Annotated in this window: 18 protein-coding genes; 13 read left to right on the top strand and 5 right to left on the bottom strand. The window is 73.4% G+C overall.

What is annotated here, in order from left to right; all coding sequences use genetic code 11:
• The first annotated feature begins 1 nt into the window (after nucleotide 1).
• The 4 genes from ACZ5NH_RS34275 (at nucleotide 2) to ACZ5NH_RS34260 (ending at nucleotide 5,989) form a co-directional block, all read left to right on the top strand.
• Nucleotides 2–2,386, top strand: coding sequence for a xanthine dehydrogenase family protein molybdopterin-binding subunit (locus tag ACZ5NH_RS34275; protein ID WP_388624085.1), 2,385 nt, complete (start codon nucleotides 2–4; stop codon nucleotides 2,384–2,386).
• A gap of 210 nt (nucleotides 2,387–2,596) precedes the next feature.
• Nucleotides 2,597–4,063, top strand: a complete 1,467-nt coding sequence (locus tag ACZ5NH_RS34270; RefSeq protein ID WP_468780873.1) for an NCS2 family permease — start codon at nucleotides 2,597–2,599, stop codon at nucleotides 4,061–4,063.
• A 45-nt stretch (nucleotides 4,064–4,108) separates the two neighbouring features.
• Nucleotides 4,109–5,260 carry an XdhC family protein gene (locus ACZ5NH_RS34265; RefSeq protein ID WP_388624081.1) on the top strand — a complete coding sequence of 384 codons (1,152 nt, stop codon included), beginning with the start codon at nucleotides 4,109–4,111 and terminating at the stop codon, nucleotides 5,258–5,260.
• A gap of 90 nt (nucleotides 5,261–5,350) precedes the next feature.
• The gene (locus tag ACZ5NH_RS34260) at nucleotides 5,351–5,989 is read left to right on the top strand and encodes a LysE family translocator (protein WP_468780870.1); all 639 of its coding nucleotides are present in this window, start codon (nucleotides 5,351–5,353) and stop codon (nucleotides 5,987–5,989) included.
• Nucleotides 5,990–6,072: 83 nt separating this feature from the next.
• Here the strand turns inward: ACZ5NH_RS34260 and ACZ5NH_RS34255 are convergent, their stop codons facing one another.
• Nucleotides 6,073–6,513 (bottom strand): SRPBCC family protein, encoded by a 441-nt coding sequence (locus tag ACZ5NH_RS34255; protein ID WP_450983919.1) that lies wholly within the window; start codon nucleotides 6,511–6,513, stop codon nucleotides 6,073–6,075.
• Nucleotides 6,514–6,637: 124 nt separating this feature from the next.
• On the opposite strand from ACZ5NH_RS34255, the gene ACZ5NH_RS34250 reads away from it, so the two are divergent.
• From ACZ5NH_RS34250 to ACZ5NH_RS34225, 6 genes are all read left to right on the top strand, one after another.
• On the top strand, nucleotides 6,638–7,276 hold the full coding sequence (locus tag ACZ5NH_RS34250; RefSeq protein WP_388624074.1) for a phosphoribosyltransferase: 639 nt from the start codon (nucleotides 6,638–6,640) through the stop codon (nucleotides 7,274–7,276).
• A gap of 162 nt (nucleotides 7,277–7,438) precedes the next feature.
• Nucleotides 7,439–9,175, top strand: coding sequence for a trypsin-like peptidase domain-containing protein (locus tag ACZ5NH_RS34245; protein ID WP_468780868.1), 1,737 nt, complete (start codon nucleotides 7,439–7,441; stop codon nucleotides 9,173–9,175).
• Nucleotides 9,172–11,475, top strand: coding sequence for a tetratricopeptide repeat protein (locus ACZ5NH_RS34240; RefSeq protein WP_468780866.1), 2,304 nt, complete (start codon nucleotides 9,172–9,174; stop codon nucleotides 11,473–11,475). Before ACZ5NH_RS34245 ends, ACZ5NH_RS34240 begins: the two co-directional genes overlap by 4 nt.
• A 46-nt stretch (nucleotides 11,476–11,521) precedes the next feature.
• Nucleotides 11,522–13,060: a VWA domain-containing protein gene (locus ACZ5NH_RS34235; RefSeq protein WP_468780864.1), complete on the top strand. Its 1,539-nt coding sequence runs from the start codon at nucleotides 11,522–11,524 to the stop codon at nucleotides 13,058–13,060.
• Complete coding sequence (locus tag ACZ5NH_RS34230; protein ID WP_468780862.1) at nucleotides 13,057–14,148, top strand: hypothetical protein; 1,092 nt, start codon at nucleotides 13,057–13,059, stop codon at nucleotides 14,146–14,148. The genes ACZ5NH_RS34235 and ACZ5NH_RS34230 overlap by 4 nt, the downstream gene beginning before the upstream one ends.
• Nucleotides 14,145–15,446, top strand: a complete 1,302-nt coding sequence (locus ACZ5NH_RS34225; RefSeq protein WP_468780860.1) for an ABC transporter substrate-binding protein — start codon at nucleotides 14,145–14,147, stop codon at nucleotides 15,444–15,446. The genes ACZ5NH_RS34230 and ACZ5NH_RS34225 overlap by 4 nt, the downstream gene beginning before the upstream one ends.
• Nucleotides 15,447–15,890: 444 nt before the next feature.
• Here the strand turns inward: ACZ5NH_RS34225 and ACZ5NH_RS34220 are convergent, their stop codons facing one another.
• From ACZ5NH_RS34220 to ACZ5NH_RS34210, 3 genes are all read right to left on the bottom strand, one after another.
• Nucleotides 15,891–16,679: a S1 family peptidase gene (locus ACZ5NH_RS34220; protein WP_468780858.1), complete on the bottom strand. Its 789-nt coding sequence runs from the start codon at nucleotides 16,677–16,679 to the stop codon at nucleotides 15,891–15,893.
• A gap of 203 nt (nucleotides 16,680–16,882) precedes the next feature.
• Nucleotides 16,883–19,702, bottom strand: coding sequence for an ATP-binding protein (locus ACZ5NH_RS34215; protein ID WP_468780856.1), 2,820 nt, complete (start codon nucleotides 19,700–19,702; stop codon nucleotides 16,883–16,885).
• A 152-nt stretch (nucleotides 19,703–19,854) separates the two neighbouring features.
• Nucleotides 19,855–20,685 (bottom strand): helix-turn-helix transcriptional regulator, encoded by an 831-nt coding sequence (locus tag ACZ5NH_RS34210; RefSeq protein ID WP_468780854.1) that lies wholly within the window; start codon nucleotides 20,683–20,685, stop codon nucleotides 19,855–19,857.
• Between the two features lie 152 nt (nucleotides 20,686–20,837).
• On the opposite strand from ACZ5NH_RS34210, the gene ACZ5NH_RS34205 reads away from it, so the two are divergent.
• The 3 genes from ACZ5NH_RS34205 to ACZ5NH_RS34195 all read left to right on the top strand — a co-directional run bounded on the left by ACZ5NH_RS34205 (nucleotide 20,838) and on the right by ACZ5NH_RS34195 (nucleotide 24,497).
• Entirely contained in the window at nucleotides 20,838–22,511 is a 1,674-nt protein-coding gene (locus tag ACZ5NH_RS34205; RefSeq protein WP_468780852.1) for an AMP-binding protein, read from the top strand.
• Nucleotides 22,508–24,100, top strand: coding sequence for an AMP-binding protein (locus ACZ5NH_RS34200; RefSeq protein WP_468780850.1), 1,593 nt, complete (start codon nucleotides 22,508–22,510; stop codon nucleotides 24,098–24,100). The genes ACZ5NH_RS34205 and ACZ5NH_RS34200 overlap by 4 nt, the downstream gene beginning before the upstream one ends.
• 244 nt (nucleotides 24,101–24,344) lie before the next feature.
• The gene (locus tag ACZ5NH_RS34195) at nucleotides 24,345–24,497 is read left to right on the top strand and encodes a hypothetical protein (RefSeq protein ID WP_468780848.1); all 153 of its coding nucleotides are present in this window, start codon (nucleotides 24,345–24,347) and stop codon (nucleotides 24,495–24,497) included.
• A 355-nt stretch (nucleotides 24,498–24,852) separates the two neighbouring features.
• Here the strand turns inward: ACZ5NH_RS34195 and ACZ5NH_RS34190 are convergent, their stop codons facing one another.
• On the bottom strand, nucleotides 24,853–25,629 hold the full coding sequence (locus tag ACZ5NH_RS34190; RefSeq protein ID WP_468780846.1) for a hypothetical protein: 777 nt from the start codon (nucleotides 25,627–25,629) through the stop codon (nucleotides 24,853–24,855).
• Between the last annotated feature and the right edge of the window lie 104 nt (nucleotides 25,630–25,733).

Below are 25,733 nucleotides of genomic sequence, written 5' to 3'. Positions count from 1 at the left end.
CATGCCGGCCAACGGCGCTCCTACGAAGATCACGCAGGGCTCCCAGACCAAGGGCGGCATCGGCGAGTCCACGCTCCGCCCGGACGGCACGCTCAAGGTCACCGGCGAGTTCGCGTACTCGTCCGACATGTGGCACGAGGACATGCTGTGGGGCCAGATCCTGCGCTCCACCGTCGCGCACGCCGAGATCGTCTCGATCGACACCGGCGAGGCGCTGAAGACCCCGGGCGTCTACGCCGTCCTGACGTACGACGACCTGCCCACCGAGGTGAAGAACTACGGCCTGGAGATCCAGGACACCCCGGTCCTCGCCCACGGCAAGGTACGCCACCACGGCGAGCCGGTCGCCCTCGTCGCGGCCGACCACCCGGAGACGGCCCGCCGCGCCGCCGCCAAGATCAAGGTCGAGTACCGCGAACTCCCGGTCATCACCGACGAGAAGTCGGCGCTGGCCCCGGACGCGATCCTCGTCCACGAGAACCGCGACGACCACCACTTCGGGCACGTCCCGCACCCGAACATCGTGCACCGCCAGCCGATCGTCCGCGGCAACGCGGACGAGGCAGCCAAGCGGGCCGACGTGATCGTCAAGGGCGAGTACACCTTCGGCATGCAGGACCAGGCCTTCCTCGGCCCCGAGTCCGGGCTCGCCGTGCCCGAGGAGGACGGCGGCGTCCACCTCTACATCGCCACCCAGTGGCTGCACTCCGACCTGCGCCAGATCGCGCCCGTCCTCGGTCTGCCCGAGGACAAGGTGCGCATGACGCTGGCCGGTGTCGGCGGCGCGTTCGGCGGCCGCGAGGACCTGTCGATGCAGATCCACGCGTGCCTGCTCGCGCTGCGCACCGGCAAGCCCGTCAAGATCGTCTACAACCGCTTCGAGTCCTTCTTCGGGCACGTCCACCGCCACCCGGCCAAGCTGTACTACGAGCACGGGGCCACGCGCGACGGCAAGCTGACCCACCTCAAGTGCCGGATCGTCCTGGACGGCGGCGCCTACGCCTCCGCCTCCCCGGCGGTCGTCGGCAACGCCTCGTCCCTGTCGGTGGGCCCGTACGTGGTGGACGACGTCGACATCGAGGCCATCGCCCTCTACACCAACAACCCGCCCTGCGGCGCCATGCGCGGCTTCGGCGCGGTCCAGGCGTGTTTCGCCTACGAGGCGCAGATGGACAAGCTGGCCAAGGAGCTGGGCATGGACCCGGTGGAGTTCCGGCAGCTCAACGCGATGGAGCAGGGCACCATCATGCCGACGGGCCAGCCCGTCGACTCGCCCGCCCCGGTCGCCGAACTGCTGCGCCGCGTCAAGGCGATGCCGCTGCCGCCCGAGCGCCAGTGGGAGTCCAGCGAGGGCGCCGACGTACGGCAGCTGCCCGGCGGTCTGTCCAACACCACGCACGGCGAGGGCGTCGTACGCGGGATCGGTTACGCGGTCGGCATCAAGAACGTCGGCTTCTCCGAGGGCTTCGACGACTACTCCACGGCCAAGGTGCGCATGGAGGTCGTGGGCGGCGAGCCCGTCGCCACCGTGCACACCGCGATGGCGGAGGTCGGCCAGGGCGGTGTCACCGTCCACGCGCAGATCGCCCGCACCGAGCTCGGCGTCACCCAGGTGACCATCCACCCGGCCGACACCCAGGTGGGCTCGGCGGGTTCGACCTCGGCCTCCCGGCAGACGTACGTCACCGGCGGCGCCGTGAAGAACGCCTGCGAGCTGGTCCGCGAGAAGGTCCTGGAGATCGGCCGGCGCAAGTTCGGCACCTACCACCCGGCCTGGGCCACCGCCGAACTCCTGCTGGAGGGCGGCAAGGTCGTCACCGACGGCGGCGAGATCCTCGGCGACCTGGTCGACGTGCTGGAGGACGAGGTCGTCGAGGTCGAGGAGGAGTGGCGGCACCGGCCGACCGAGGCCTTCGACCTGCGCACCGGCCAGGGCAATGGCCACGTCCAGTACTCCTTCGCCGCGCACCGCGCGGTCGTCGAGGTCGACACCGAGCTCGGCTTGGTCAAGGTCATCGAGCTGGCCTGCGCCCAGGACGTCGGCAAGGCGCTCAACCCGCTCTCCGTCATCGGCCAGATCCAGGGCGGTACGACCCAGGGCCTGGGCGTGGCGGTGATGGAGGAGATCATCGTCGACCCGAAGACCGCGAAGGTCCGGAACCCCTCCTTCACGGACTATCTGATCCCCACGATCCTCGACACGCCGACCATCCCGGTCGACGTGCTCGAACTCGCCGACGAGCACGCCCCCTACGGGCTGCGCGGCATCGGCGAGGCCCCGACCCTGTCGTCCACCCCGGCCGTCCTCGCGGCGATCCGGAACGCGACCGGGCTGGAGCTCAACCGCACGCCGGTGCGGCCCGAGCACCTCACGGGAACCGCGTAGCACCCCACAGCTCTCCGGGCGGCGCAGGGAACGTCACACACTCCGCCGCGTCGCCCGGAGGAACCCCTTTGAGTTCCGCACCGCTCGCGGTCCTTGAAGTACCAGGAAATTCGTTCGTCTCGGGCCGTCCCCCGGGTCGTCCATTCCCCAAATCCCGTGACCGTCAAGGCGGTTGCACGGGTGCCCCTGTGAACCTTGGGAGATGGCACCATGACCCAGCAGTCAGTGGAGCCCACGACCACCGCCGAAGACGCGGGCGCGGGTTCGCGCCCGCCGGCCGGCAGGTCGTGGCTCGACCGGTACTTCCACATATCCGAAAGAGGATCCACCGTCGCGACCGAGGTCCGCGGTGGCGTCACCACCTTCATGGCGATGGCGTACATCCTTCTCCTCAACCCCGTGATCCTCAGCGGCGCGGACAAGTCGGGCGACTCCTTGGCCCAGAAGGCCCTCATCACGGCCACCGCGCTCGGCGCGGCGGGCACCACTCTCCTGATGGGCTGGATCGGCAAGGTGCCGCTCGCCATGGCCGCCGGACTCTCCGTCTCCGGAGTGCTGGCCGGACTGGTCCTGGGGACCAAGACCCTGACATGGGCTCAGGGGCTGGGCATGTGTGTCGCGTACGGCGCCGTGATCATGCTGTTGGTGGTCACGGGACTCCGCGAGATGATCATGAACGCGATCCCGCTCCCGCTCAAGCACGGCATCACCATCGGCATCGGCCTGTTCATCGCGTTCATCGGCCTGGTCAAGGCCGGCTTCGTGCACGCCGGTACGGCGACCCCGGTCACCCTCGGCGACGCGGGCGAACTCTCCGGCTGGCCCGTCCTGCTCTTCGCGGTCACGCTCCTGCTGATCTTCGCGCTGCAGTCCCGGAACATCCCGGGCGCCATCCTCATCGGCATCGCCACCGGCACCGTGCTCGCGGTGGTCGTCAACGCGGCCGGCCTCGTCGGCGACAAGGGCTGGGCCAACGGCGAGGGCCCCGCGCTGCACGGCAGCGCCGTGTCGATGCCGGACTTCTCGCTCATCGGCAAGGTGTCCTTCAGCGGCCTGGGCGACGTCGGCTACATGACGGTGACCTTCATCGTCTTCACGCTGGTGCTCGCCGGCTTCTTCGACGCGATGGCCACCATCATCGGCATCGGTACCGAGGCCGGACTCGCCGACGCCCAGGGGCGGATGCCGGGCCTGTCCAAGGCGCTGTTCATCGACGGTGCCGGCGGCGCCATGGGCGGCGTGGTGGGCGGCTCCGGCCAGACCGTGTTCATCGAGTCCGCGACCGGCGTCGGCGAGGGCGCCCGCACCGGACTGGCCTCGGTCGTCACCGGTGGGTTCTTCGCCCTCTGCCTCTTCTTCACACCGATCACGGCGATCGTGCCGCGCGAGGTGGCCTCGGCCGCCCTCGTCACCATCGGCGCGATGATGATGATGAACGCCCGGCACGTGGACTGGGGCGACCGCTCCGTCGCGATCCCGGTCTTCCTCACCGTCGTGATCATGCCGTTCACGTACTCGATCACCCCCGGTGTCGCCGCCGGTGTGATCTCCTACGTGGTCATCAGGCTCGCCCAGGGCAAGTGGCGGGAGATCGGTCCCTTCATGTGGGGTCTGACGGTGCTCTTCCTGGTCTACTTCTCCCTGCATCCGCTCCGATCCCTGCTGGGCGTGCACTAGCCGGTTGAACGTCCCTTCCACGCAACCCCGTTAGGAGACCGTCAGATGCTGGACATCGCCGAAGAGCTGAACCGGTGGGTCGAGCAGGGCCGTGACTTCGCCGTCGCCACCGTGGTGGCCGTCGGCGGCAGCGCCCCGCGCCAGCCCGGCGCCGCCCTCGCGGTGGACGCCGCGGGCACGGCCATCGGCTCGGTCTCCGGCGGGTGCGTGGAGGGCGCCGTGTACGAGCTGTGCCGACAGGCGCTGGAGGACGGCGAGACCGTGCTCGAACGCTTCGGCTACAGCGACGAGGACGCCTTCGCCGTCGGCCTGACCTGTGGCGGCGTCATCGACATCCTCGTCACGCCGGTCCGGGCGGACGGTCCCGCCCGGCCGGTGCTCGCCGCCGCGCTGGCCGCCGCCGCCCGCGGGGAGGCGGCGGCGGTCGCGCGGATCGTGGAGGGACCGGCAAAGCTGCGGGGCCGGGCCCTCCTCGTCCGCCCCGACGGCCCCTACGACGGCGGTTTCGGCGCCCATCCCGAACTGGACCGCACGGTCGCCGCCGAGGCTGGCGCCTTCCTGGACGCGGGCCGCACCGGCACCCTGGAGATCGGCGAACAGGGCTCGCGCTGCGGCGCCCCGCTGACCGTACTGGTCGAGTCCTCCGTCCCCGCCCCCCGCCTGATCGTCTTCGGCGCGATCGACTTCGCCTCCGCACTGGTCCGCGTCGGCAAGTTCCTCGGCTACCGCGTCACGGTGTGCGACGCCCGCCCGGTGTTCGCCACGAAGGCCCGCTTCCCGGAGGCGGACGAGATCGTGGTCGAGTGGCCCCACAAGTACCTGGAGCGCACCGAGACCGACGGCCGTACGGTCCTCTGCGTCCTCACCCACGACGCCAAGTTCGACGTGCCGCTGCTCAAGCTGGCCCTGCGGCTGCCGGTCGCCTACGTCGGCGCGATGGGCTCCCGCCGCACCCACCTCGACCGCAACGAGCGGCTGCGCGAGGTCGGCGTGACCGAGCTGGAACTGGCCCGGCTGCGCTCGCCGATCGGCCTCGACCTCGGCGCCCGTACGCCGGAGGAGACGGCCCTGTCCATCGGCGCGGAGATCGTCGCCGGCCGGCGGGGTGGCTCGGGCGTGTCGCTGACCGGTGCGCACACGCCGATCCACCATGACACGAACCCGGCACCTGTCGGCCGCATCGGCTCGGTGGCCTGAGGTCGCTTCGGCCGTCCTCCATGCCGCCCGGGGAGACCGCGCCGGGAAAACGGTTTGCCGGGCGCCGCGGCCGCCGTATTGCATGAGGGCATGGTGTCCACCGACCGGCTGGCTGCGTTCGCCGCCCTGTCCTTCCTGCTGATCGTGATCCCCGGCCCGAGCGTGCTCTTCGTCGTCGGGCGGGCGCTGGCGCACGGGCGGCGCGCCGCGCTGACCACGGTCCTCGGCAACACCCTCGGGGCGTACGTGCTCGTGGCGGCCGTGGCGCTCGGCATCGGCTCGATCGTGGAGCGCTCGGTGCTCGTCTTCACCGCCCTGAAGCTCGCCGGCGCCGCCTACCTCGTGCACCTCGGGATCAAGGCATGGCGGCAGCGGGGCTCCCTGCGGGCCGCGTTCACGGAGTCCGGACCGGCCCACGGCAGCCTGCGCACCCTCTGGGAGGGGTTCGCGGTCGGCGTGGCCAACCCCAAGACGGCGGTGTTCTTCGCCGCCGTGCTGCCCCAGTTCGTGGACCGCGAGCAGGGCCGTGTGCCGGTGCAGATGCTGGTGCTCGGCCTGGTCTTCAACGCCATCGCGGTGGCCTCCGACAGCCTGTGGGGACTGGTGGCCTCCGCCGCCCGCGACTGGTTCGCCCGTTCGCCCCGGCGGCTCGCCGCCGTCGGTGGGATCGGCGGGCTGACCATGGTCGGGCTCGGGGTGACGGTGGCGGTGACGGGGCGCAAGGACTGAGCGCTCCCCGGGGGGCCGTGCGGGGCCGTCCGGCGTCCGCGGCACCGTCGTGGCCGGTTGCGCCGCTCCTCGCCCCCGAGCGCTCACTCCCGCCGCAGCAGCCGGTTCACGGCCCGCCCGAACACCGTACGGGCCGTGCGCTCCACCAGGCCGTCCAAGGCCGAGGGCAGGAAGCGCAGGCGCACCTCCTCGCGCCACACGACCCGGCTACGGCCGCCCGGCCCCGGCCGCACCTCGATCTCCGCCCAGCCGAGGATCACCCGGCCGCGCTTCTCCAGGCGGCACAGCCCGGCTTCGCCGTCGGCCGGCGGGCACCAGAGGGTGACCTCCATCAGGTCGTCGAAGGCGAGCGGGCCGATGCCCGACCGGGCCACGAAACGCGTGCCCACACGGGTCGGCGGGGGCGTGAGCAGCGTGATCCGGGTGAGCGGGACCACGTCGGCGTGGCGGGGCCACTGCGTGAGCCGGCGCCAGGCCTCGTCCAGGGCGAGCGGGGCCGTACGTTCGAAGGAGAAGGTGGGCACGGCACGATCGTAGGCAATGAAGGGCCCTGCTACTTTCCGCGTATATAGAGCGCAGGTTCGAATATCTCCACAACGCCCGACCGGGAGCACCATGGAAGGAGAGGCACCGCGGAGGAGGACGACCATGCGCTTCCGGGACCGTGCCGAAGCCGGACGGGAACTCGCCGGACTGCTGAGCGACCTGCGTGAACAGGGCGCCCTCGTCGATCCGCTCGTCCTCGCCCTGCCGCGCGGCGGCATCGCCGTCGCCGAGCCCGTCGCCCGCGCCCTGGGCGCCCAGCTCGATGTGCTCATCGTGCGCAAGATCGGCGCCCCCCACCACCAGGAGTTCGCCGTCGGCGCGCTCGTCGGGGACGACCCGCCCCTCTTCAACGCCGGCACCCTGGACCGGCTCGGCCTGACCGAGCAGTCCATGGCCCCGGTGGTGGAACGAGAGCGGCGGGAACTGCGTCGCCGCGAGCAGCGGTACCGCGGCGACCGTCCGGCGCCGGACCCTGCCGGGCGCACGGTGATCGTCGTCGACGACGGCCTGGCCACCGGCGCCACGGCCCGCGCGGCCCTGCGGCACCTACGGCGGCGCGGGCCCGCGCACCTGGTGCTGGCCGTGCCCGTCGGCGCGCCGGACTCCGTGGACCAACTCGCCGCCGAGGCCGACACGATCGTGTGCCCGCACCGGCCGGCCGGGTTCACCGCGGTGGGGCAGTGGTACGAGGACTTCGAGCAGTTGACGGACACGGAGGTGCTGGCCGCACTGGGGCGGTGACGGGGGGCGCCGTCGGAGTGTTCCGCCGTTGCCGGGTGGGGGTTCGGTGTGGTTTCTCGCGCAGTGCCCCGCGCCCCTTCGGGGCGCTCGTTCACCGCCCCTCCGTAACACTCCCGTGCACACCAGTAGTACCGGGCCGGTACTCGGAGTAACCTCGGGGCCATGACGCGCACGGGGGAGCGAGCCGTCAAGTCGCGGTTACGGACGCCGTCCTGGATCGCGCGCATCGAGGCGCCGGACGGGCAGGTCCTCGGTGCCGGGGTGCTGCTCGCCCCGGACCGGGTGCTCACCGCGGGGCATGTCGCCGGACCCGGCCGCCACTACACCGTCCGCCTGATCGGCGTACCCGGCCTGGGCGCCGTACCCGCCACGGTCCGCGAGGACGAGTACGTGCCGGAGCAGGAGGACGCCTTCGGTGACCGCAGCGGTGATCTCGCCCTGCTGCGGCTGGCCGCACCACTGCCGGCGGCGCACACCACCCGGCTCTACCGGCTCGCCTCACCGCACGGACCGGTGAGCATGTACGGCTTCCCGGCCGGTGACGACGGCGGCCGCTGGCACGGCGCCACCCTGGTCGCCGCCCGCGGCCGGGACAGCCAGGTGCAGCTGCGCCCGCTGGCCCCGGGCGAGCTGGCCGCACCCGGCTTCAGTGGCGGCGGAGTGGTCGACCATGCCACCGACCAGGTCATCGGGATCGTCCTCAGCGTGGACGAGGGGCCGGGGTGGGCCTTCAGCTATATGAGTCCCACCGAGACCATCCTCCGGCATCTGCCGCAGGTCGCCGCCTGGACCGACGGCGCCGAGGCGGTCGACCCCCGACTGCGCACCGGAGCCGCGGAGGCGGCCGGCGCGCTGGACGTGCCGTTCGCCACCGAGCTCGCCTCCTGGTTCCGCGGCGAGGGCTGGCCGGTCCTCGTCACCGTCGCCCCCGCCCGCGGCGACCGCGCCTGGACCCTGAACCGGGCAGTCACCCTCGCCGACCGGGAGCTGCGCACCGACCGCAACACCAGCGGCTTCAGCCATGACCCGCCCGAGACCGTGCCCCCGGCCGGCGCGCACGATCTCGCCCTGGACGTCAAGGGGCTGACGGCCGGTCAGGTCATGGAGCGCATCGCCGCCCGGCTGGGCATCCGCGACGACATCCGGCCCGAACGGTTCGGCGCCCTGCGCGTCCCGCTCGCCGCCGTCCTGGTCGGCGTCGACCAGGCCGCCGAACCCGACGCCCTGCTCGGCCTGCTGGACCGGCTCGCCCGGCAGGGGGCCCGGCTGTTGCTGGTCTTCCGCCGCCGGGGCGAGCGCGCGGAGCAGGCCGCCGAGTCCCTCGTGCATCGCCCGCTGCGCGACCGCTGGAGCCGGCTGCACGGCGAACTCGACCGGATCGTGGACGAGTTGGGGCCGGGCCTGGACCGGCTCCGGGACCGGGTGCTGCCCGGCCCCGGCACCCGGCAGCTGGTGGAGCAGGCCGAGGCCGGAGTACGGCGGACCCGGATGCTGCTCGCCTGGGTCGCCCACACCCCCGAGCGGGAGCGCGAACCCGGCCGCGCCGACCTGCTGTTCACCTTCGAGGACGCCGCCGACCGCCGCAGACAGCGCCTGGAACAGGCCATCGGCGTCCTCGACGCCCGGCTGCGCCGCCGCGAGGAACTCCTCGGCCGGGTCAGCGCCGAGTGGCCGCTGTGCCGCAGACGGGCCGCCGCGCACGGCGACCGGGTCATGGAGGCCTACCGGCTCTACGAGCACGCCCTGTCCCTGCTGCGGCACACCCCCTGCGACATCGAGCGGGCCGAGACCGCCGTCGAGCGCTTCGTCGGTTTCTGCTCGGCCTCCGCTCCGCCCGCCCCGGCCGCGCCGACGCGGCCCGCCGCCCCCGGCGCACCCCGGAAGGAGAGCGCACCGTGACCTCGTGCCTCCGGCCCGGCTGCTCGGGCCACATCATGGGCACCGGCTACTGCGACACCTGCGGCCGCCGCCACGCCGAACCGAACCCCGCGACACAACCGGAGCCATCGGCACCGGCCGGAGCGCGCACCGAAGCGCGGACCCCGCCCCCGGGCACCCCGGCCGAGGAGAGCCCCGGCCCGCCGGCCGTGCACGCCGTCGCCGGGGTCGGGGACCTCGACCAGCACGGACTGGTCGTACTGCCCGAGGTGCCCGCACCCGACGACGTGCTCGTGACCGACCCCCGCCCGCCCACCGGCGGCCGCCGCTGCGGTGCGAACGGCTGCACCATGACCATCGGCGTCGGCTACGGCGGCCGGCCCGCCCCCGCCACCGGCCACTGCCCCCGCTGCGGCACGCCCTACTCCCTGCTGCCCCAGCTGGGCGAGGGCGACCTGGTCGACGACCACTACCGCGTCCTCGGCTGCCTCGGCGGCGGCGGGCTCGGCTGGATCCATCTCGCGGAGGACACCCGCGCCGACGGCCACCGGGTCGTCCTCAAGGGCCAGATCGACGCCCACGACGCGCTCGCCCGCCGCACCGCCGTCGAGGAGCGCCGCTCGCTGACCGACCTGCACCACCCCGACATCGTCCGGCTCATCACCTACGCCGACCACCACGTCCCGGGCCGTCCACCCACCGGATACCTGGTCATGGACTACATCGGCGGCCGTTCCCTGCAGCAGTTGTTCGCCGCCGACGACGTCGAACGGATCTTTCACGGCCGTCCCCGCCTGGACCACGTCCTCACCTACGGCTGCAAGATCCTCGGCGCCCTCCAGTACATGCACGAACGCGGGCTGCTCTACTGCGACATGAAGCCCGCCAACGTCATCCACTTCGGCCGGGCGATCAAGGTCATCGACCTCGGCGCGGTCCGCGCGATCGGCGACCGCACCTCCGCCTACGTCTGCACGGCCCCGTTCGCCCCGCCCCAGGAGGAGATCGGCCGGCGCGGCTGGCACGTCGACAGCGATCTCTACACCGTCGGCATGACCCTCCAGGCGCTCTGCCACGGCACCGAACCGGCCCGCGGCCTGGCCCCGGACTCCTTCCGTCGGCTGATCGACCGCGCCACCCACCCGGAGCCGGGAGCCAGGTTCCGCTCGGCAGCCGAGATGTCCCGGCAACTCTGGGAAGTCCTCCGGGAGTTCCGCTCCCTCCAGTTCGGCGAGCAGTTGCCGGAGAGCTCCACCCGGTTCCGCGCCACCGGCGCCAGCCTCGACGCCGGACTCGGTGCGATCCCGGCCCTGGACCACTTCACCGCCCACCCCGGCGGGCAGCCGCCCGGCCTCGACGTCTCCCCGCCCTCCGCCGCCGAGGTCGCCGGCGCCCTGCCGGAGCCGGTCCCCGACCCCGACGACGGCGCCGCCCTGCTGCTGGACACCTTCCCGCCCGACGCCCCCGACCGGGTCGCCCGGCAGTGGCCCCGCGAGTCCCGCCTCGGCACCCCGGAGACCGCGCTGTGGCTGTGCCGCGCCTATCTCAGACGAGGCGAGCGGGACCAGGCCGAGAGCTGGCTCGCCGAGGCCGAGACCCAGCTCGGCGAACACGCCGCAGCACACGACTGGCGCATCGCCTGGCACCGCGGCGTCCTCCACCTCAGCAGAGGGGAGGTGCGCCGGGCCGGCGGCCGCTTCGACGCCGTCTACCGGGCCCTGCCCGGCGAGTACGTGCCCAAGCTCGCCCTCGCCTACTGCGCGGAACACGAGGCCGGGACCGCAGGACCGCAGCGCGTCCAGCGGGCCATGCGGTTCTACGAGGCCGTCTGGAAACGGGACTTCGCGCACACCGCCGCCGCCTTCGGGCTGGCCCGCGGCCATCTGGCCGGCGGTGACCGGGACGCCGCCGTCCGCGTCCTCGACGACGTGCCCGCCACCTCCCGGCACCACGACGCGGCCCGGATCGCGGCCGTCCGCGTCCGCGCCGGCATCCTGCGCGGCGGCCCGCCCACACCGGCCGACCTGCGCGACGCCGCCTGGCGGCTGCCCGGACTGCGCCTGGACGGCGGCGCCACCGACGGCGAGTCCCGGGCCCGGCTGGTCGCCGAGGTCCGCGAGAACGCCCTGCGCTGCCGGCCGGAACAGGGCTGGGGGCCGGAGTTCCCCACCGGCGACCTCCTCGGACCCGGCGACGAGGACGGCCTGCGCCGCCTGCTGGAGCACTCCTTCCGCCTGCTGGCCGCGCAGGCCCGCACCGCCGACGAGCACGGCCGGCTGCTCGACCTGGCCCACGCGGTCCGGCCGGTCACCACCTTCTGACACCGAGCACGCCCGAGCACGCCCGTGAGCACCTGGGGGACACACGATGACCGAGGCAGGGGAGATCGCCGAGGAGATCGAGGTGACACTCGCGGTCGGTCAGCAGAAGGAACTGCCCGCCGCGCCCGCGCCCGGCCAGTCCGCCGACCGCGAGATGCACGCCATCCTGGAGATCGGCGTCCGCAGCCACGGCGGCCGCGGCGGTCCCGGCGGCCCGGGATCCGGCCCCGCCCCCGCGCACGGGGCGGGCCCCGCGCTCGCCGAGGTGCTGATCGTCGACACGTCCCGCTCCATGCTCCACCCCGCCGCCAAACTGCACGCGGCGAAGGACGCCACCGCCGCGGCGGTCCGGCTGCTGCCCGACGGCACCGCATTCGCCGTGCTCTCCGGGCGGTTCGACGCCACCGTGGTCCATCCCGGCCCCGGCCGCGCCCCGATGGCCGTCGCCGGACCCGCCGAACGGGAGGCCGCCGAGCGGGCCGTACGGATCCTGGACGCGGACGGCGGCACCGCCCTCGGCACCTGGCTCGACCTCGCCCGGCGGCTGCTGAAGGAGCAGCCCGCCCCCGTCAAGCACGTCCTGCTCCTCACCGACGGGCGCAACGAGCACGACCACCGGGCCGCGATGTCGCTGGACACCGCCCTGGACGCCTGCGAGGGCCGGTTCGTCTGTGACGCCTGGGGTATCGGCGACGACTGGGACGCCGAGCTGCTGCTGCGCATCGCCCGGCGGCTGCACGGCCGCGCCGGAGCGGTCCGCGAGGAATCCGAACTTCCCGCCGCCTACGAGGAGCTGGTGACCGGACTGCTCGGCACCGCGATCCCCGAGCTGCGCATCAGGATCACCCCCACCCCCGGCACGGTGATCCGCCGGGTCAAGCAGGTGGTGCCCGGCGAGCAGGAACTGGCCGCCGTCCCGGCCGGCTCCGGCGGCCGCGGCGCCGAGTACGTCACCCGCGCCTGGGGCGACGAGACACGGCACTACCAGGTCGTCCTGACCGCCGACCCGGCCGGCCGCGAGACCGGCGAGGACCTTCAGCTCGCCGCCGTGGAGGTCGCCGTACCGCACTTCGGGCGCCCGGTACGGCTGCCCGCGCCGCGGCCCGTCCTGGTCCGCTGGACCGACAACCCGCTCGACGCCTCCCGGCAGCATCCCGGAGTCCGCCGGCACGAGCTGTACCAGCAGGCGAGCGCCGCCGTCGCGGGCGCCTACCGGGCCTGGCTGCGCGGCACCGGCGGCCGGACCGAGGCGGACCGGCATCTGGCGCGCGCCCTGGCCCTCGCCGGTGAGCTGGGCGACGCCCAGTTCCTCGGCGCACTGCGGCGGATCGAGGAACCGGGCACCGGCCGGGTCCGGGCCGGCCTGAAGGACGTCGACTGGCAGCACCTGATCCTCTCCAGCGCCCTGACGACCCCGCCGCAGCCCCCCAGCTCCGGCCCGCCGGCCACGCCCCCACCCGGCACCGCCACGCCCCCCGACGCCGACGCCCTGGTCGAGTGCCCGCACTGCAAGTGGCTCGGCCCCGCCGACTCCGTCTACTGCGGGGGCGACTGCGGCCGCCGGCTGAGGGAGCCGACGCCATGACCCGCGGCAGGGGCGCGACGCCTTCCGGCGGAGAACCGGGTCACGACGCCGGCCTGCCCGCCGGTACGTCCGTTGCCACCCCGGACGGCCGACGCGCTCCGGCCGACCGACGCGCCCCCGCCGGAAGACCGGCCCGACTCCGCCACCGGCTGCTCCCTCCCGCTCGGCGTCCGGCGGGCGGCGGCAGTACGACCGCCCACGATCTCGCCGTACGCCACCGCCTGCTGCTGGCCCTGTCCGCGCTGCTGACGCTGTCGCTGTTCCTGTCCTACGAGGGCGTGCACGGTGACGCGAACCCGCTGCGCACCTCCAGCGCTCCGGCCGTGCTGTCCATCGACACCGCGCTGTACGCGCTCGGCCAGGCCCAGCAGGACGCCGGCGCGGCGGCACCGACCAGCGACTTCCAGAAGCAGATCTCGGTCGCCGCGCAGAGCCTCGCGGCCGCCGCCGCAGACGACGTCGGGGGGCCGGCGGGCCGACAGGCCCTGCAGACGGTCGCCGGACTGATCACGGTGTACGCCGTCAAGGTCCAGCAGGCCCAACTCCAGCCCGACGACAGCGTGTTGCGCGAGGCCTACCTCAGCTACGCCACCAGCATCCTGACCGACAAGGGCTCCGGGATCCAGGCCCGGCTGACGGCTCTGCAACGCCAGCAGCGCGCCGCGGTGCACCGGCAGACCTCGTTCGGCCCGCTGCTGTGGCTCGGCTGGGGTACGACCCTGCTGCTGGCCCTCTCCCTCGGCGCGGCCCTGCTGGAGACCCAGCTGTTCCTGCGCCGGCGCTTCCGGCGCCGGTACAACCGCGGTCTCCTCGCGGCCGGCGCCCTGCTGGCCGCCGGGCTCGTCGTCACGCTGCTGTTCACGGTGTGGACGCATCAGGGGATGGCGCACACCCGCAAGCTGCTCGACCGCCCGCTGACCGGGCGGCTCATCACCGACGCCGGGCGGCACACCGCGTCGTACCTGGCGCACACCGGTTTCCGGGCTTCGGCCGCGGTGTGGATCCTGATAGGAGGCATCCTGCTCATGGCCCTCGCCGAGACGGGGCTGCGGCGGCACATCGACGACTACCGGTTCAGGCCCCGGTGAGCGCCCCGCAGGGCGGCGCCGCGACGCCCACCGCCTCCCGTGCCCGCCGCATCCGCACCCTGACCGTGCTGGCGAGCTGTCTGGTCCTGCTGGCGGCGGCCGTAGTGTTCGCCGTGCGCGCCCTCGGCCAGGAGCCGACCGTCACACTGCTCGCCAACTGGACCGGCACCGACGAGCGGAACTTCCGGGAGTCGGTGATCGAACCCTTCGAGCGCAAGTACCACATCCACGTCGACTACCAGGGCAGCTCTGCCGAGAGCCAGGTGCTCGGCGCCGACGTGGAGGCCGGGACGCCACCGGACGTGGTGGTGCTGACCGGTCCCGGTGAACTCGCCGACTACGCCGGGCGGGGACAGCTGAAACCCCTCGACGACCTCGTGCCCCGGGCGGGCTTCGGCGCGTCCTGGACCACGCCGCTGGACGGGCACGTCTACTGGTTCCCGCTCAAGGCCGACCTGAAGTCCGTCGTCTGGTACCCGGCGAGCACGAGCGAGCGGCAGCGCGCCGAGGCGGCGGGCAAGCCCGGCCAGTGGTGCGTCGGCATGGGCTCCGGGGCGACCAGCGGCTGGCCCGGCACGGACTGGGTCGAGGACATCCTGCTCCAGCAGTACGGCCCCGGCACGTATCAGCGCTGGGCGCGCGGCGAGCTGCCCTGGACGTCCAAGGAGGTGCGGTCGGCCTGGACCACCTGGGGGCGGCTGGTGGGGGCCGGCGGGGACCCCGAACTGGTCCGGCGCGTGCTGAAGACGCCGTACCAGGACGCGTCGAAACCGGTTACCACCAGCCCGCGCGGCTGCACGCTGGAGCACCAGGCGTCCTTCATACGCAGCGAGGACTCCTGGAAACGCGTGGACGGCCGTTACGAGCCCTCGGCCCGGCGGATCCCCGGTGCGCGGGCGAGCGACGCCTGGGAGGTCTCCGGGGACCTGGTCGCCCTGCTGCACGACACCCCGCAGGCCAAGACGCTGATCCGGCACCTCGCCTCGGCGGGCGCCCAACGTGCCTGGAACGCCAGGGAATCCGGTTTCTCGGTCAGCCCCGGGGCGCAGCCGGCGCCCTCCGCCGCCGGCCCGGCCTGGCACCGCTCCCTCGCCGCGATCCTCCTCGACGGCCGGGCAGTGCACTGCTTCGACGCCTCCGACGCGATGCCGCCCTCGGTACGGGACGCGTTCGCGGAGGCCACGATCGAGTTCCTCGCCCACCCCGGCCATCTGAACACCCTGCTGGCCTCCCTGGACACCCTCACCCGCAGCCAGGGCCTGACCTGGCTCCCCTCGGTCTGCGACCACACACCATGACCGACCCGGAGAGACCGCGGGTTCCCGTGCGGACCCCCCGGGAGGGCCGGCCGGGGACGGCGAGTACGCGGCCCGGCCCACGGTGGGGTGGGTGCGGCGCCCGGCGCTGAGCCAGGGCCGGCTTGTGGGTCGGCGTGGCGGGTACGGCGTTCGGGGGCTGGCGCCCGGCGGGGCTGGTACCGGGGGAGTCCAGGCATGCCGATCGTCACCATCCAGCAGGGCCCGCGCGATGCCGGCATGGGCTCCGGGGCGACCAGCGGCCGGCCCGGCACCATGAGGTCCCGGCGGACAGCCGGGGCGCGGCAGGGAAGCTCACGGCCGACAAGTAGCCCCCGCGTTCCACGGGGGTGAACGTGGAGAGGGGGGCGCTGCGGGCCGCTCGTGGTGGCTCGCAGCGCCCCCCTGGCATCTACCTGAGGGGTGCTCAGGTGTCCTTCTTCCGGGTCACGAGTTGACCTGCGCGGTCACCAGGTCCGAGAAGGCGGTCAGCCGGGTGTACACACCCGGGTGACCCGCCTCCGCGCACCCCTCGCCCCAGGAAGTGATCCCTGCCAGGACGCCCCCGATGAGCAGGGGACCGCCGCTGTCGCCCTGGCAGGTGTCTACGCCGCCGGAGGAGTATCCGGCGCACACCATGTCGGACTGGACGAAGTCCGAACCGTAGGAGGAACGGCAGCTGGAGTCGGACACGACCGGGACGGTCGCGGTCCGCAGCTGATTGGAGGGGCCGCCGATCTCCGAGGTGGTCCCCCAGCCGAGGACCCGGGCCGTGGTGCCGGCCGCGTACACGCCCGTCTGGGAGGAGGAGACGTACGACACCGGTTGGTACGGCATCGCCGTCGACAGGGTCAGTACGGCCACGTCGTGGCCGCCGGTGGCGTCCGTGTAGTCCGGGTTGACCCAGATCCTGCTGACCTTGCTGACCGTGCCGTCGGTGCCGTTGAGTTCGGTCCGGCCGCCGACCACACGGATGTTGCTCACCGGCTGGCCGGCCATGCAGTGCGCGGCCGTCACCACCTTCGTGGCGGACACCAGGGTGCCGCCGCAGAACAGGCTGCCGGACGCGTCGGTGATCTGCATGACGAACGGGTACGCCGCCGTCGACGTGGTCGTACCGCCGACGATGGGCTGGGGTGCGGCGCTCGCCGTGGGGGAGGCGAGCAGCGCGGTCACCGCGGCGGCTGCGGCCACCAGGCTCGCGGCGGCCTGTCTTGCGCGTCTGGGCCCGAACATGAGTCTCCTGAATGGGTTGCACCGGTGGGGGATCGCACGGGTGTGGGGTTTGCACGGGGGTCGCGGGACCGACCCCCGTATGCCCGGGCGAGCGGCACGCCCATTACGCTAGGACCCGGCACCCTCGGCTCCCAATGAGGGAACCCCCTAGGGGGTTGGGTGAGGGAAAACCCTCGGTCCGGTTCAGTTAACCGGCCGCGTTCTCACTTCGCGCGGCGAGCCGCCGCCAATCGGACGATGTCCACCCGCGACCGGATCCCCAGCTTGCGGTAGACCCGGGTCAGGGTCGCCTCCACCGTCTTGACGCTGATGAACAGCCGGGCGGCGATCTCCCGGTTGGTGGCGCCCTCCATGACCAGCGCGGCGACCTGACGCTCCATCGCGGCCAGCACGTCCAGCGCGTCCAGGGCGCCCGGCACGGGACGCGCGGGTTCCGGCTCGGGGGCGGTGAGGGATTCGTCCACCTGGCGCAGCCAGGGCAGTGCCCGGCAGCGGCGGAACATCCGGGTGGCCTCGTCGTACGCCGCGGAGCCGGGGCCCCTGCCGCGCAGCCGGGCGAGGGCGAACGCGGCGCGTGCCTCCTCCAGCCCGTAGCCGAGTTGGCCGAGCCGGTCCTGAGCGGACGTCAGCTGGGCGATCGCCGCCTCCAGCTCGCCCCGGGCGGCCCGCACCAGGGCCTCGGAGCGGTCCAGGACGGCGAGGACGCTCTCCCGGCCGAGCCTCAGGGCGTGCTCGCGGCTCACGTCGATGACGTCCTGCGCCTCGGCCGGTTCACCGATCCGGACCAGCGCCTCGGCGAGATCGCCGTGCCAGCGGCCGCGCGCCGGGTCGGTGATGCCGAGCCCCAGCTCCAGGGCCCGCACCCGGCGCAGCGAGCGGACCGTGCCCGCCGGGTCCCCGGCCACCAGCTGGGCGTACCCGAGCGCGCCCAGGGCCCGGGAGAGGTACATCTGGTCGCCGTCCTCCTCGGCGTGCTCGACCGCCTCCCGGGCGAGGGCGAGGGCCCGGTCCACGTCGCCGCCGGAGGCCTCGGCGAGCGAGGTGAGCATCGCCGAGGCGGTCTCGCCGATCCCCGAGTCCCGGGCCAGCCGGAGGCTCTCGCGGGCCAGCTCCAGGGCGCGTCCGCAGTGCCCGGCGCGCAGCTCGGTCTCGGCGATGCCGCGCAGGAAGTGCACCTCGCTCTCCACCGAGCCGCGCCGGCGCACCTCCCGCAGCAGCGCGGTGACCGCCACCCGGGCCTCCGTCAGCTGGTCGCTCATCACCAGCCAGCGGAACCGGGCGCTGCCCGCCCCGTTGTGGTGCCAGGCCACCCTGGGGTCCTGAGGCTCCTTCAGGGCGCGTTTGATGGTCCGGGGCGCCTCCGGATGGCCCATCAGGGTCTCGGTCTGGGCCTGGAAGGCGAGGGAGAGCAGTTCGGTGCGCCGGTCCTTGCCGCGCGCGGCCAGCTCGGCGGCGTGCGCGGCGGCCTCGCGGGCCTCGGTGAAGTCACCCTCCACGATCAGCGCCCGCCAGGCCAGCTGATAGTGCACCAGGGCCAGCAGCCGGGGGTCGTCGCCGGCGTCGGCGAGGGCCTGCGGGAAGACGGCGTCGACCTCGGCCATGGTGTGACCGGCGGTGTCGATGACGATGATCCAGGCCCGCACCCGTTCGGCGGGCACACTCGCCCGCGACAGCACCTCACGGGCGATGTCCCGGGCCAGGTCGATCTCGCCCGCGGTGATCGCGTCCTCGGCGGCCTGCAGCCGGCGCTCCTCCGGGCCGGGCGCCCCGTCGGCGGGGGTGTGCCGGGCGGCGAGCAGTCCGAGGTGGGCGGCGACCGAGGGGGCGCCGCGGTCCCGGGCGAGGGCGGCGGCCTCGGCGAGCCGGGCGGCGACGTCCGGGTCGGTGCCGGTGGTGGCCAGGGCCAGGTGCCGGGCCCGTTCGATCGGGTCGGAGGCGGCCGTGGACAGGGCCGCGTGCGCGGCACGCCGCTCGTGCGCGGGCGCCTCCGCGTACAGCGCGGCCGATATCAGCGGGTGTGCGAACCGTACGGCGGGGGCGTCGGGTTCGGTGGCCAGCAGCCCGAGTTCGGCGGCCTGGGCGCACTCGGCCTCGGCGTTCTCCCGGCCGGCGGCGTGCAGCAGTGCCGGGGTGGGGCGGGCGCCGGCGCTGGCCACCAGCAGGGTGCGGCGGGCCTCGACCGACAGCATGTCCAGGCGGCTGAGCACCAGGGCGCGCAGGCTGGTCGGCACAGGCAGCGGTTCGCCCGGCCGGGGCGGGGTGGGGCTGTCGGCGAGGGCGCGGCCGAGTTCCAGGGCGAACAGCGGATTGCCGCCGCTGGTGCGGTGGATCTCGCGGACGGTGGACCGGGGCAGGCCGCCGTGGCCGCGGTGGTCGAGGAGCTGGGCGACCTGGGCGCGGGACAGCGGGCCGAGCCGGACCGCGAGGGTGCCGGGCGGGCAGGCGCGCAGATGCCGGTCGTACTCCTGGCTGTCCTGGCCCTCGGTGCGTACGGCGCACAGCAGCTGCACCGGGGTGCCCTCCAGCCGGCGGGCGGCGAAGCCGAGCAGTTCGGCGCTGGCCGGGTCCAGCCACTGCAGGTCGTCGGCGACGACGAGGACACCGCCGTGCGCGGCCAGTGCGCGCAGCGTGGAGAGCACCGCGAGGCGCAGGGCGAGTCCGTCGCGCTGGAGGCTGGACTCGCCGCGGCCGGTGAGCGCCGACTCCAGGGCGGTGCGCTGCGCGGCGGGCAGCCGGGGGGAGACGTCGTCGAGGACCAGGCCGAACAGGTCGGCGAGGGCCAGGAAGGGAAGATGGGATTCGGACTCGGTGGCGGAGCAGCGCAGGACGGTGCGGGCGGTGGCGCCGTATTCCTCGGCCAACTCCCGCAGGACGGTGGATTTCCCTATTCCCGCGGGACCGTGGAGCAGCACACTGCCGCCCGAGGCGAGTTGGTCGCGGGCGCCGGCGAGCAGGTCCTCGCGGCCGATGACCAGGTCGGGGCGGCACCTGGCAGGCTCCTGGAAGTCCCGTCGCACGGTCACCGCTCCCCTCGTGTGTCGTGTCCTGGGCAAATTCTAGGCAACGATCGCTGAAATTCGGACGGAAGCCGTGGTGAGGGAAATAACAAATGATCAAGCATAAAGAAATTCAAGACTGCCCCGCTTGAATGGGCAGGTTTCCCAACGGTCCGCCGTCATGGCAGCAGCCCCGCCCTGCGGGCCGCGGTCACCGCCTCTCCCCGGGTGTGCGCGCCCAGCTTCCGCATCGCCGAGCGCAGATAGCCCTTCACCGTCTCCGCACGCAGTCCCAGCCGTTCGGCCACGGCTGCGTTGGTCGCCCCCGCCGCCACCCAGGACAGCACGTCCAGCTCGCGTGGCGCCAGGGCCACGCCGCCGGACCGTGCCGGCGCCGTCAGCATTCCGCAGGCCGCCAGCAGTTCGGCCCGTAGCTCCGGATCGGTGATCCGGGGGGCCAGGGCCCGCAGCGCCGCATGCGCCTCGCGCACCTGCTCCCAGGCGGCACCCTGGTCGCCCCCGGCGGGCTCCGGCCGGGCCGCCGCCAGCAGCCCGCGCGCCTCGTCCCGCACCACCAGCGCCTGCTCCACGTCCCGGGCGACGGCCATGGCCGCGCCCAGCGTGCGGTCACCCAGCGGCTGGGCCGTGCGCAGCGCGCCGTAGAGCACGCCGCGCACCCGGCGCCGTACCACCACGGGCACGGCGACGACCGAGCGGATGCCCTCCGCGGCCACCGGGACGTCGTACTCGTGGCTGATCTGCCGGGAGCTGGAGTAGTCCGTGACCGCGCACGGCCGGGCCAGCGCCACCGCCTTGCCGCCGAGTCCGTTTCCGGAGGTCACCGCGAGCGAGCGCAGGGCGGCCGTGGTCGTGCCGCTCAGCTCGCTGATCCGGATCTGCGGCCGGCCGGACTCGACCAGGCCGCCGAAGGCGACGGGAAGCCCCGTGGCACGCCGCAGCCGGACCAGTGCGCCGCCGATCTCCACCGTTCCCGCCGCGTCCGCCGTCACGTGTTCGCCCCTTCTGCCGTCCACACCCCCGTTCGGGGGTAGTGAGACCTGCATCACGGATTAGACGATGCCAGAGAGCCGCCCGGCAATGGTCCGGAACAGCGGGAGTGAGCCGCAGGCCCAGGGCGCGCCGGTGATGCGAGGAGTGTGTGATGACAACGGCGACCGAGTCGTTCCGGAAGGCCCGGGACTTTCTGCTGGCGCACCGAGAGGACTATGCCGCCGCCTACGACGGCTTCGCCTGGCCGCGGCCCGGGCAGTTCAACTGGGCGCTGGACTGGTTCGACGCGATCGCTGCCGGCAACGACCGGACCGCGCTGCACATCGTCGAGGAGGACGGCGTCGAGACGCGACTGTCCTTCGCCGAGATGTCCGAGCGGTCCAACCGGGTCGCGAACCATCTGCGGGCGCGGGGTGTCGCCGCCGAGGACCGGATCCTGGTCATGCTCGGCAACCAGGCCGAGCTGTGGGAGACCGCCTTGGCCGCGATGAAGCTGCGCGCGGTGGTCATCCCCGCCACCCCGCTGCTCGGTCCGGCCGATCTGCGCGACCGCGTGGACCGGGGCCGGGTGAAGCACGTGATCGTACGGGCCGAGGACGCCGCGAAGTTCGCCGAGGTGCCCGGCGGATACACCCGGATCACGGTCGGCGGCCCGCCGCAGGAGGGCTGGGAGCCGTACGAGGACGCGTACACCGCCCCCGCCGGGTTCGTGCCCGACGGCCCCACCCTGGCCGACGACCCGCTGATGCTCTACTTCACCTCCGGCACGACCGCCCGCCCCAAGCTGGTCGAGCACACCCACACCTCGTACCCGATCGGGCATCTGGCCACCATGTACTGGATCGGCCTGAAACCCGGTGATGTGCATCTGAACATCTCCTCGCCGGGCTGGGCCAAGCACGCCTGGTCCAATCTGTTCGCGCCGTGGAACGCCGAGGCGACCGTCTTCCTCTTCAACTACACGCGGTTCGACGCGGCCCGCCTGATGGCCGAGATGGACCGGGCCGAAGTCACCACCTTCTGCGCCCCGCCGACCGTGTGGCGCATGCTCATCCAGGCCGACCTGAGCCTCCTCGCCACCCCGCCCCGCGAGGTGGTGGCTGCCGGAGAGCCGCTCAACCCCGAGGTCATCGAACAGGTCCGGCGGGCCTGGGGCGTGACCATCCGGGACGGCTTCGGGCAGACCGAGACCGCGGTGCAGGTCTCCAACAGCCCCGGCCAGCCACTGAAGACCGGTTCCATGGGCCGCCCGAGCCCCGGCTACCGCGTCGAGCTCCTCGACCCGGTCTCCGGTGCACCCGGCGCCACCGAGGGCGAGATCGCCCTCGACCTCTCCGAGCGCCCGGTCGGCCTGATGACCGGCTACCACGGCGACCCGGACCGCACGGCGGAGGCCATGGCGGGCGGCTACTACCGCACCGGGGACATCGCCTCCCGCGACGAGGACGGCTATCTGACCTACGTCGGCCGCGCGGACGACGTCTTCAAGGCGTCCGACTACAAGATCAGCCCGTTCGAGCTGGAGAGCGCGCTGCTGGAGCACGAGGCGGTGGCCGAGGCCGCCGTGGTGCCCGCGCCGGACGAGCTGCGGCTCGCGGTGCCGAAGGCCTACGTCGTGCTCGCCGAAGGCTGGGAGCCCGGACCGGACACCGCGAAGGTTCTCTTGGAGCACTCCCGCCAGGTGCTCGCCCCCTACAAACGCATCCGCCGGCTGGAGTTCGGCGCGCTGCCCAAGACCGTCTCCGGCAAGATCCGCCGGATCGAGCTGCGCGAGGCGACCGCCCAGGGCTCGGAGCACGAGTACCGCGAGGAGGACTTCCGGTGACCGCATCGCTGTCGTACACCCACGGAACCGGTTCCACCGCCCTGCTCGGGGACACCATCGGCGCCAACCTCGACCGCGCCGTGGCCGCCTGGCCGGACCGCGAGGCCCTGGTCGACGTGTCGTCGGGGCGGCGCTGGACGTACGCCGAATTCGGCGCGGCCGTCGAGGAGTTGGCCCAGGCGCTGATCGCGAGCGGAGTCGTCAAGGGCGACCGGGTGGGCATCTGGGCGGTCAACTGCCCGGAGTGGGTGCTGGTCCAGTACGCCACCGCCCGCATCGGCGCGATCATGGTGAACATCAACCCGGCCTACCGCACCCACGAGATCGAGTACGTGCTCAACCAGGCCGGGATCTCCCTGCTGTTCGCCTCGCTGAGCCACAAGAGCAGCCACTACCACGCGATGGTCGAGGAGGTGCGCGGCCGGTGCCCGGCGCTGCGCGAGGTCGTGTACATCGGCGACCCGAGCTGGGAGGCGCTGCTCGGGCGGGGCACCGGTGACGCCCCGTACGCGGAACTGTCCTGCGACGACCCGATCAACATCCAGTACACCTCGGGGACCACCGGCTTCCCGAAGGGCGCCACCCTGTCCCACCACAACATCCTCAACAACGGTTACTTCGTGGGGGAGTTGATCGCCTACAGCGAGCAGGACAGAATCTGCATTCCCGTCCCGTTCTACCACTGTTTCGGCATGGTGATGGGCAACCTGGCGGCCACCTCGCACGGCGCCTGCATGGTCATCCCGGCCCCGTCCTTCGAGCCCAGGGCCACCCTGGAGGCCGTGCAGCAGGAGCGCTGTACGTCCCTGTACGGCGTGCCGACCATGTTCATAGCCGAGCTGAACCTCCCCGACTTCGCCACGTACGACCTCTCGACGCTGCGCACCGGCATCATGGCGGGCTCGCCGTGCCCGGTGGAGGTGATGAAGCGGGTCGTCGCCGAGATGCACATGGCGGAGGTCTCCATCTGCTACGGGATGACCGAGACGTCGCCGGTGTCCCTGCAGACCCGCCGGGACGACGACCTGGAGCACCGCACCGGCACCGTCGGCCGCGTGCTGCCGCACCTGGAGGTCAAGGTCGTCGACCCGGCCACCGGGGTCACCCAGCCGCGCGGCACTGCAGGGGAGTTGTGCACCCGCGGCTACAGCGTGATGCTCGGCTACTGGAACGAGCCCGAGAAGACCGCCGAGGCCGTCGATACGGGCCGCTGGATGCACACCGGGGACCTGGCGGTGATGCGCGAGGACGGGTACGTCGAGATCGTCGGCCGGATCAAGGACATGATCATCCGGGGCGGCGAGAACATCTACCCGCGCGAGATCGAGGAGTTCCTCTACGCCCACCCGAAGATCAGGGACGTCCAGGTCGTCGGAGTGCCGCACGAGACGTACGGCGAGGAGGTCCTGGCCTGTGTGATCCCGCACGACGCGACCGACCCGCTCAGCCTGGAGGAACTGCGCGCCTTCTGTCGGGGCCGGCTCGCGCACTACAAGATCCCCAGCCGGCTCCAGCTCCTCGACTCCTTCCCGATGACGGTGTCCGGAAAGGTGCGCAAGGTCGAACTGCGCGAGACGTACGGGGCGTGAGTCCCGCTCGGTACGGGCGGTGAGCCCGTCGCGGCACGACCGGTGAGCCCGTCTCCGCCGCACGGCGGAGGCGGCCTCACCGTGCAGCCGGACGCGGCCGGCCCCGCGGGACGGCATCGGGCCTGTCGAGAAGGGCCCGCTTGCGAAGGGGTCCCTCCATGGCCACGGCCGCGCCCGCCACAACCCGCCCCGCCCCCGGACCGCACCGCAGGTCCCCCGCTGGGCCGCCGCCGCTGCCGTATGGGTGAGCCTGCCGTCCGGGCTGTGGCGGCCGGCCGTCGTGCTCGGCGTGCGGCTGCGGCTCGGTGACAGCGAGTATGACGCGATGCTCACGCCCGGCTGGGGGCTGCTGCTCCTGCCCCTGCTCTCGCTCGCCCAGGAGGGCCTGCCTGGCTGACGCTGGGGCTGGTGCGGCCGTGGGGCGAGACCTGGCCGAGCCGGCTTTTCGTCCCGCGGCCGTCGTGCCCGCCGGACTCGGTGCGACGGCCTGCTCGGTCCACGGGGCGCTGTTCGTGTGGACGACCCTGCGTCGCGGATGGACATCACCCCGTGGGGGTCATGGCTGATGAACGCCTGCGGTCTGCCGCTGCCCTCCCCGCGGCCGTCGTGCCCGCCGGACTCGGTGCGCCGGCCTGCTCGGTCCACGGGGCGCTGTTCGTGTGGACGACCCTGCGCGCGGATGGACATCACCCCGTGGGGGCAATGGTGCTGAACGCTTGCTGTCTGCCGTTGTCCGGCGCCGTCACCCTGTACTACTGCAGGCGCCGCCGCGTCCATGGCCGACCGCCCGGCGCGCCCGCCTCGTTCAGGGCGTCGGCCGCGTCGTTCACCGGCTGCGGGACGCCCGCGAGGTCCAGGGCGAAGAGGGGGATGCCCAGGGTGTTCGCACGGGCCCGGGCGTCGTCGGTGTAGCCCGCGAGGGAGAAGTACACACAGTCCGCGGACTCCGTCATCGCCGTCAGCCACAGGCATTCCACGTCCCGCGGCGCCGCCGGGCGCACGGTCGGGTCCACCTGGGCGAGGAGTCCGTGCGCGGCGAGCCCGATGCCGTTCGGGGGCCGCTGTTCGGCGCGGCGGAGGTCCCGGTAACCGAGCCAGCGCAGATAGAGCGCGGCGGCGGTGACGGCGTCGCAGGCGGTGCGGATGGCGCGCGGCTGGGAGGCGGGGCGGTGGGCGGGGGACCCCGGCTGGGTCACCGCCGACCGCCTACCGCTGTCCGACGCGGCTCTGCCGGCCGCCGCTGACGGCATGCCGCGGTCCGCCGGAGGCATCGTCCCCACCGGGATGCGCAGGACAGTGCCGCAGGTACAGCCCAGTTCCGGGCGCGGCCACTGATTGCTGCGCCCGCAAACGGCGCACGGCACGGAGATCCACTCATCGTCCCAGGCCCGGTGGGCCGCCACGGCCGGTTCGGCGGCCGGATCCAGCCGCGGCGCGGTGGGCGCGCCGCATGCGCACGGATACGACGGCGCGCTGTAGACGTGCTCGCGCCGGCAGGCCGGGCAGCGCACCGGCACGCTCTCGGACATGGCCCACCCCCAGGCGTCACTTCGGAACCGTTGCGTCGGGACAGCGGCTCCCATGGTCCTCCTCTCCCGCCCCGCTTGTCCGGCTCTTGCCATGTCTCGCCCTC

It is taken from the genome of Streptomyces sp. NPDC031426 (assembly GCF_055581585.1).
Note: the sequence above shows the minus strand (reverse complement) of the source record. Positions and strands in the feature narration are given on the sequence as shown.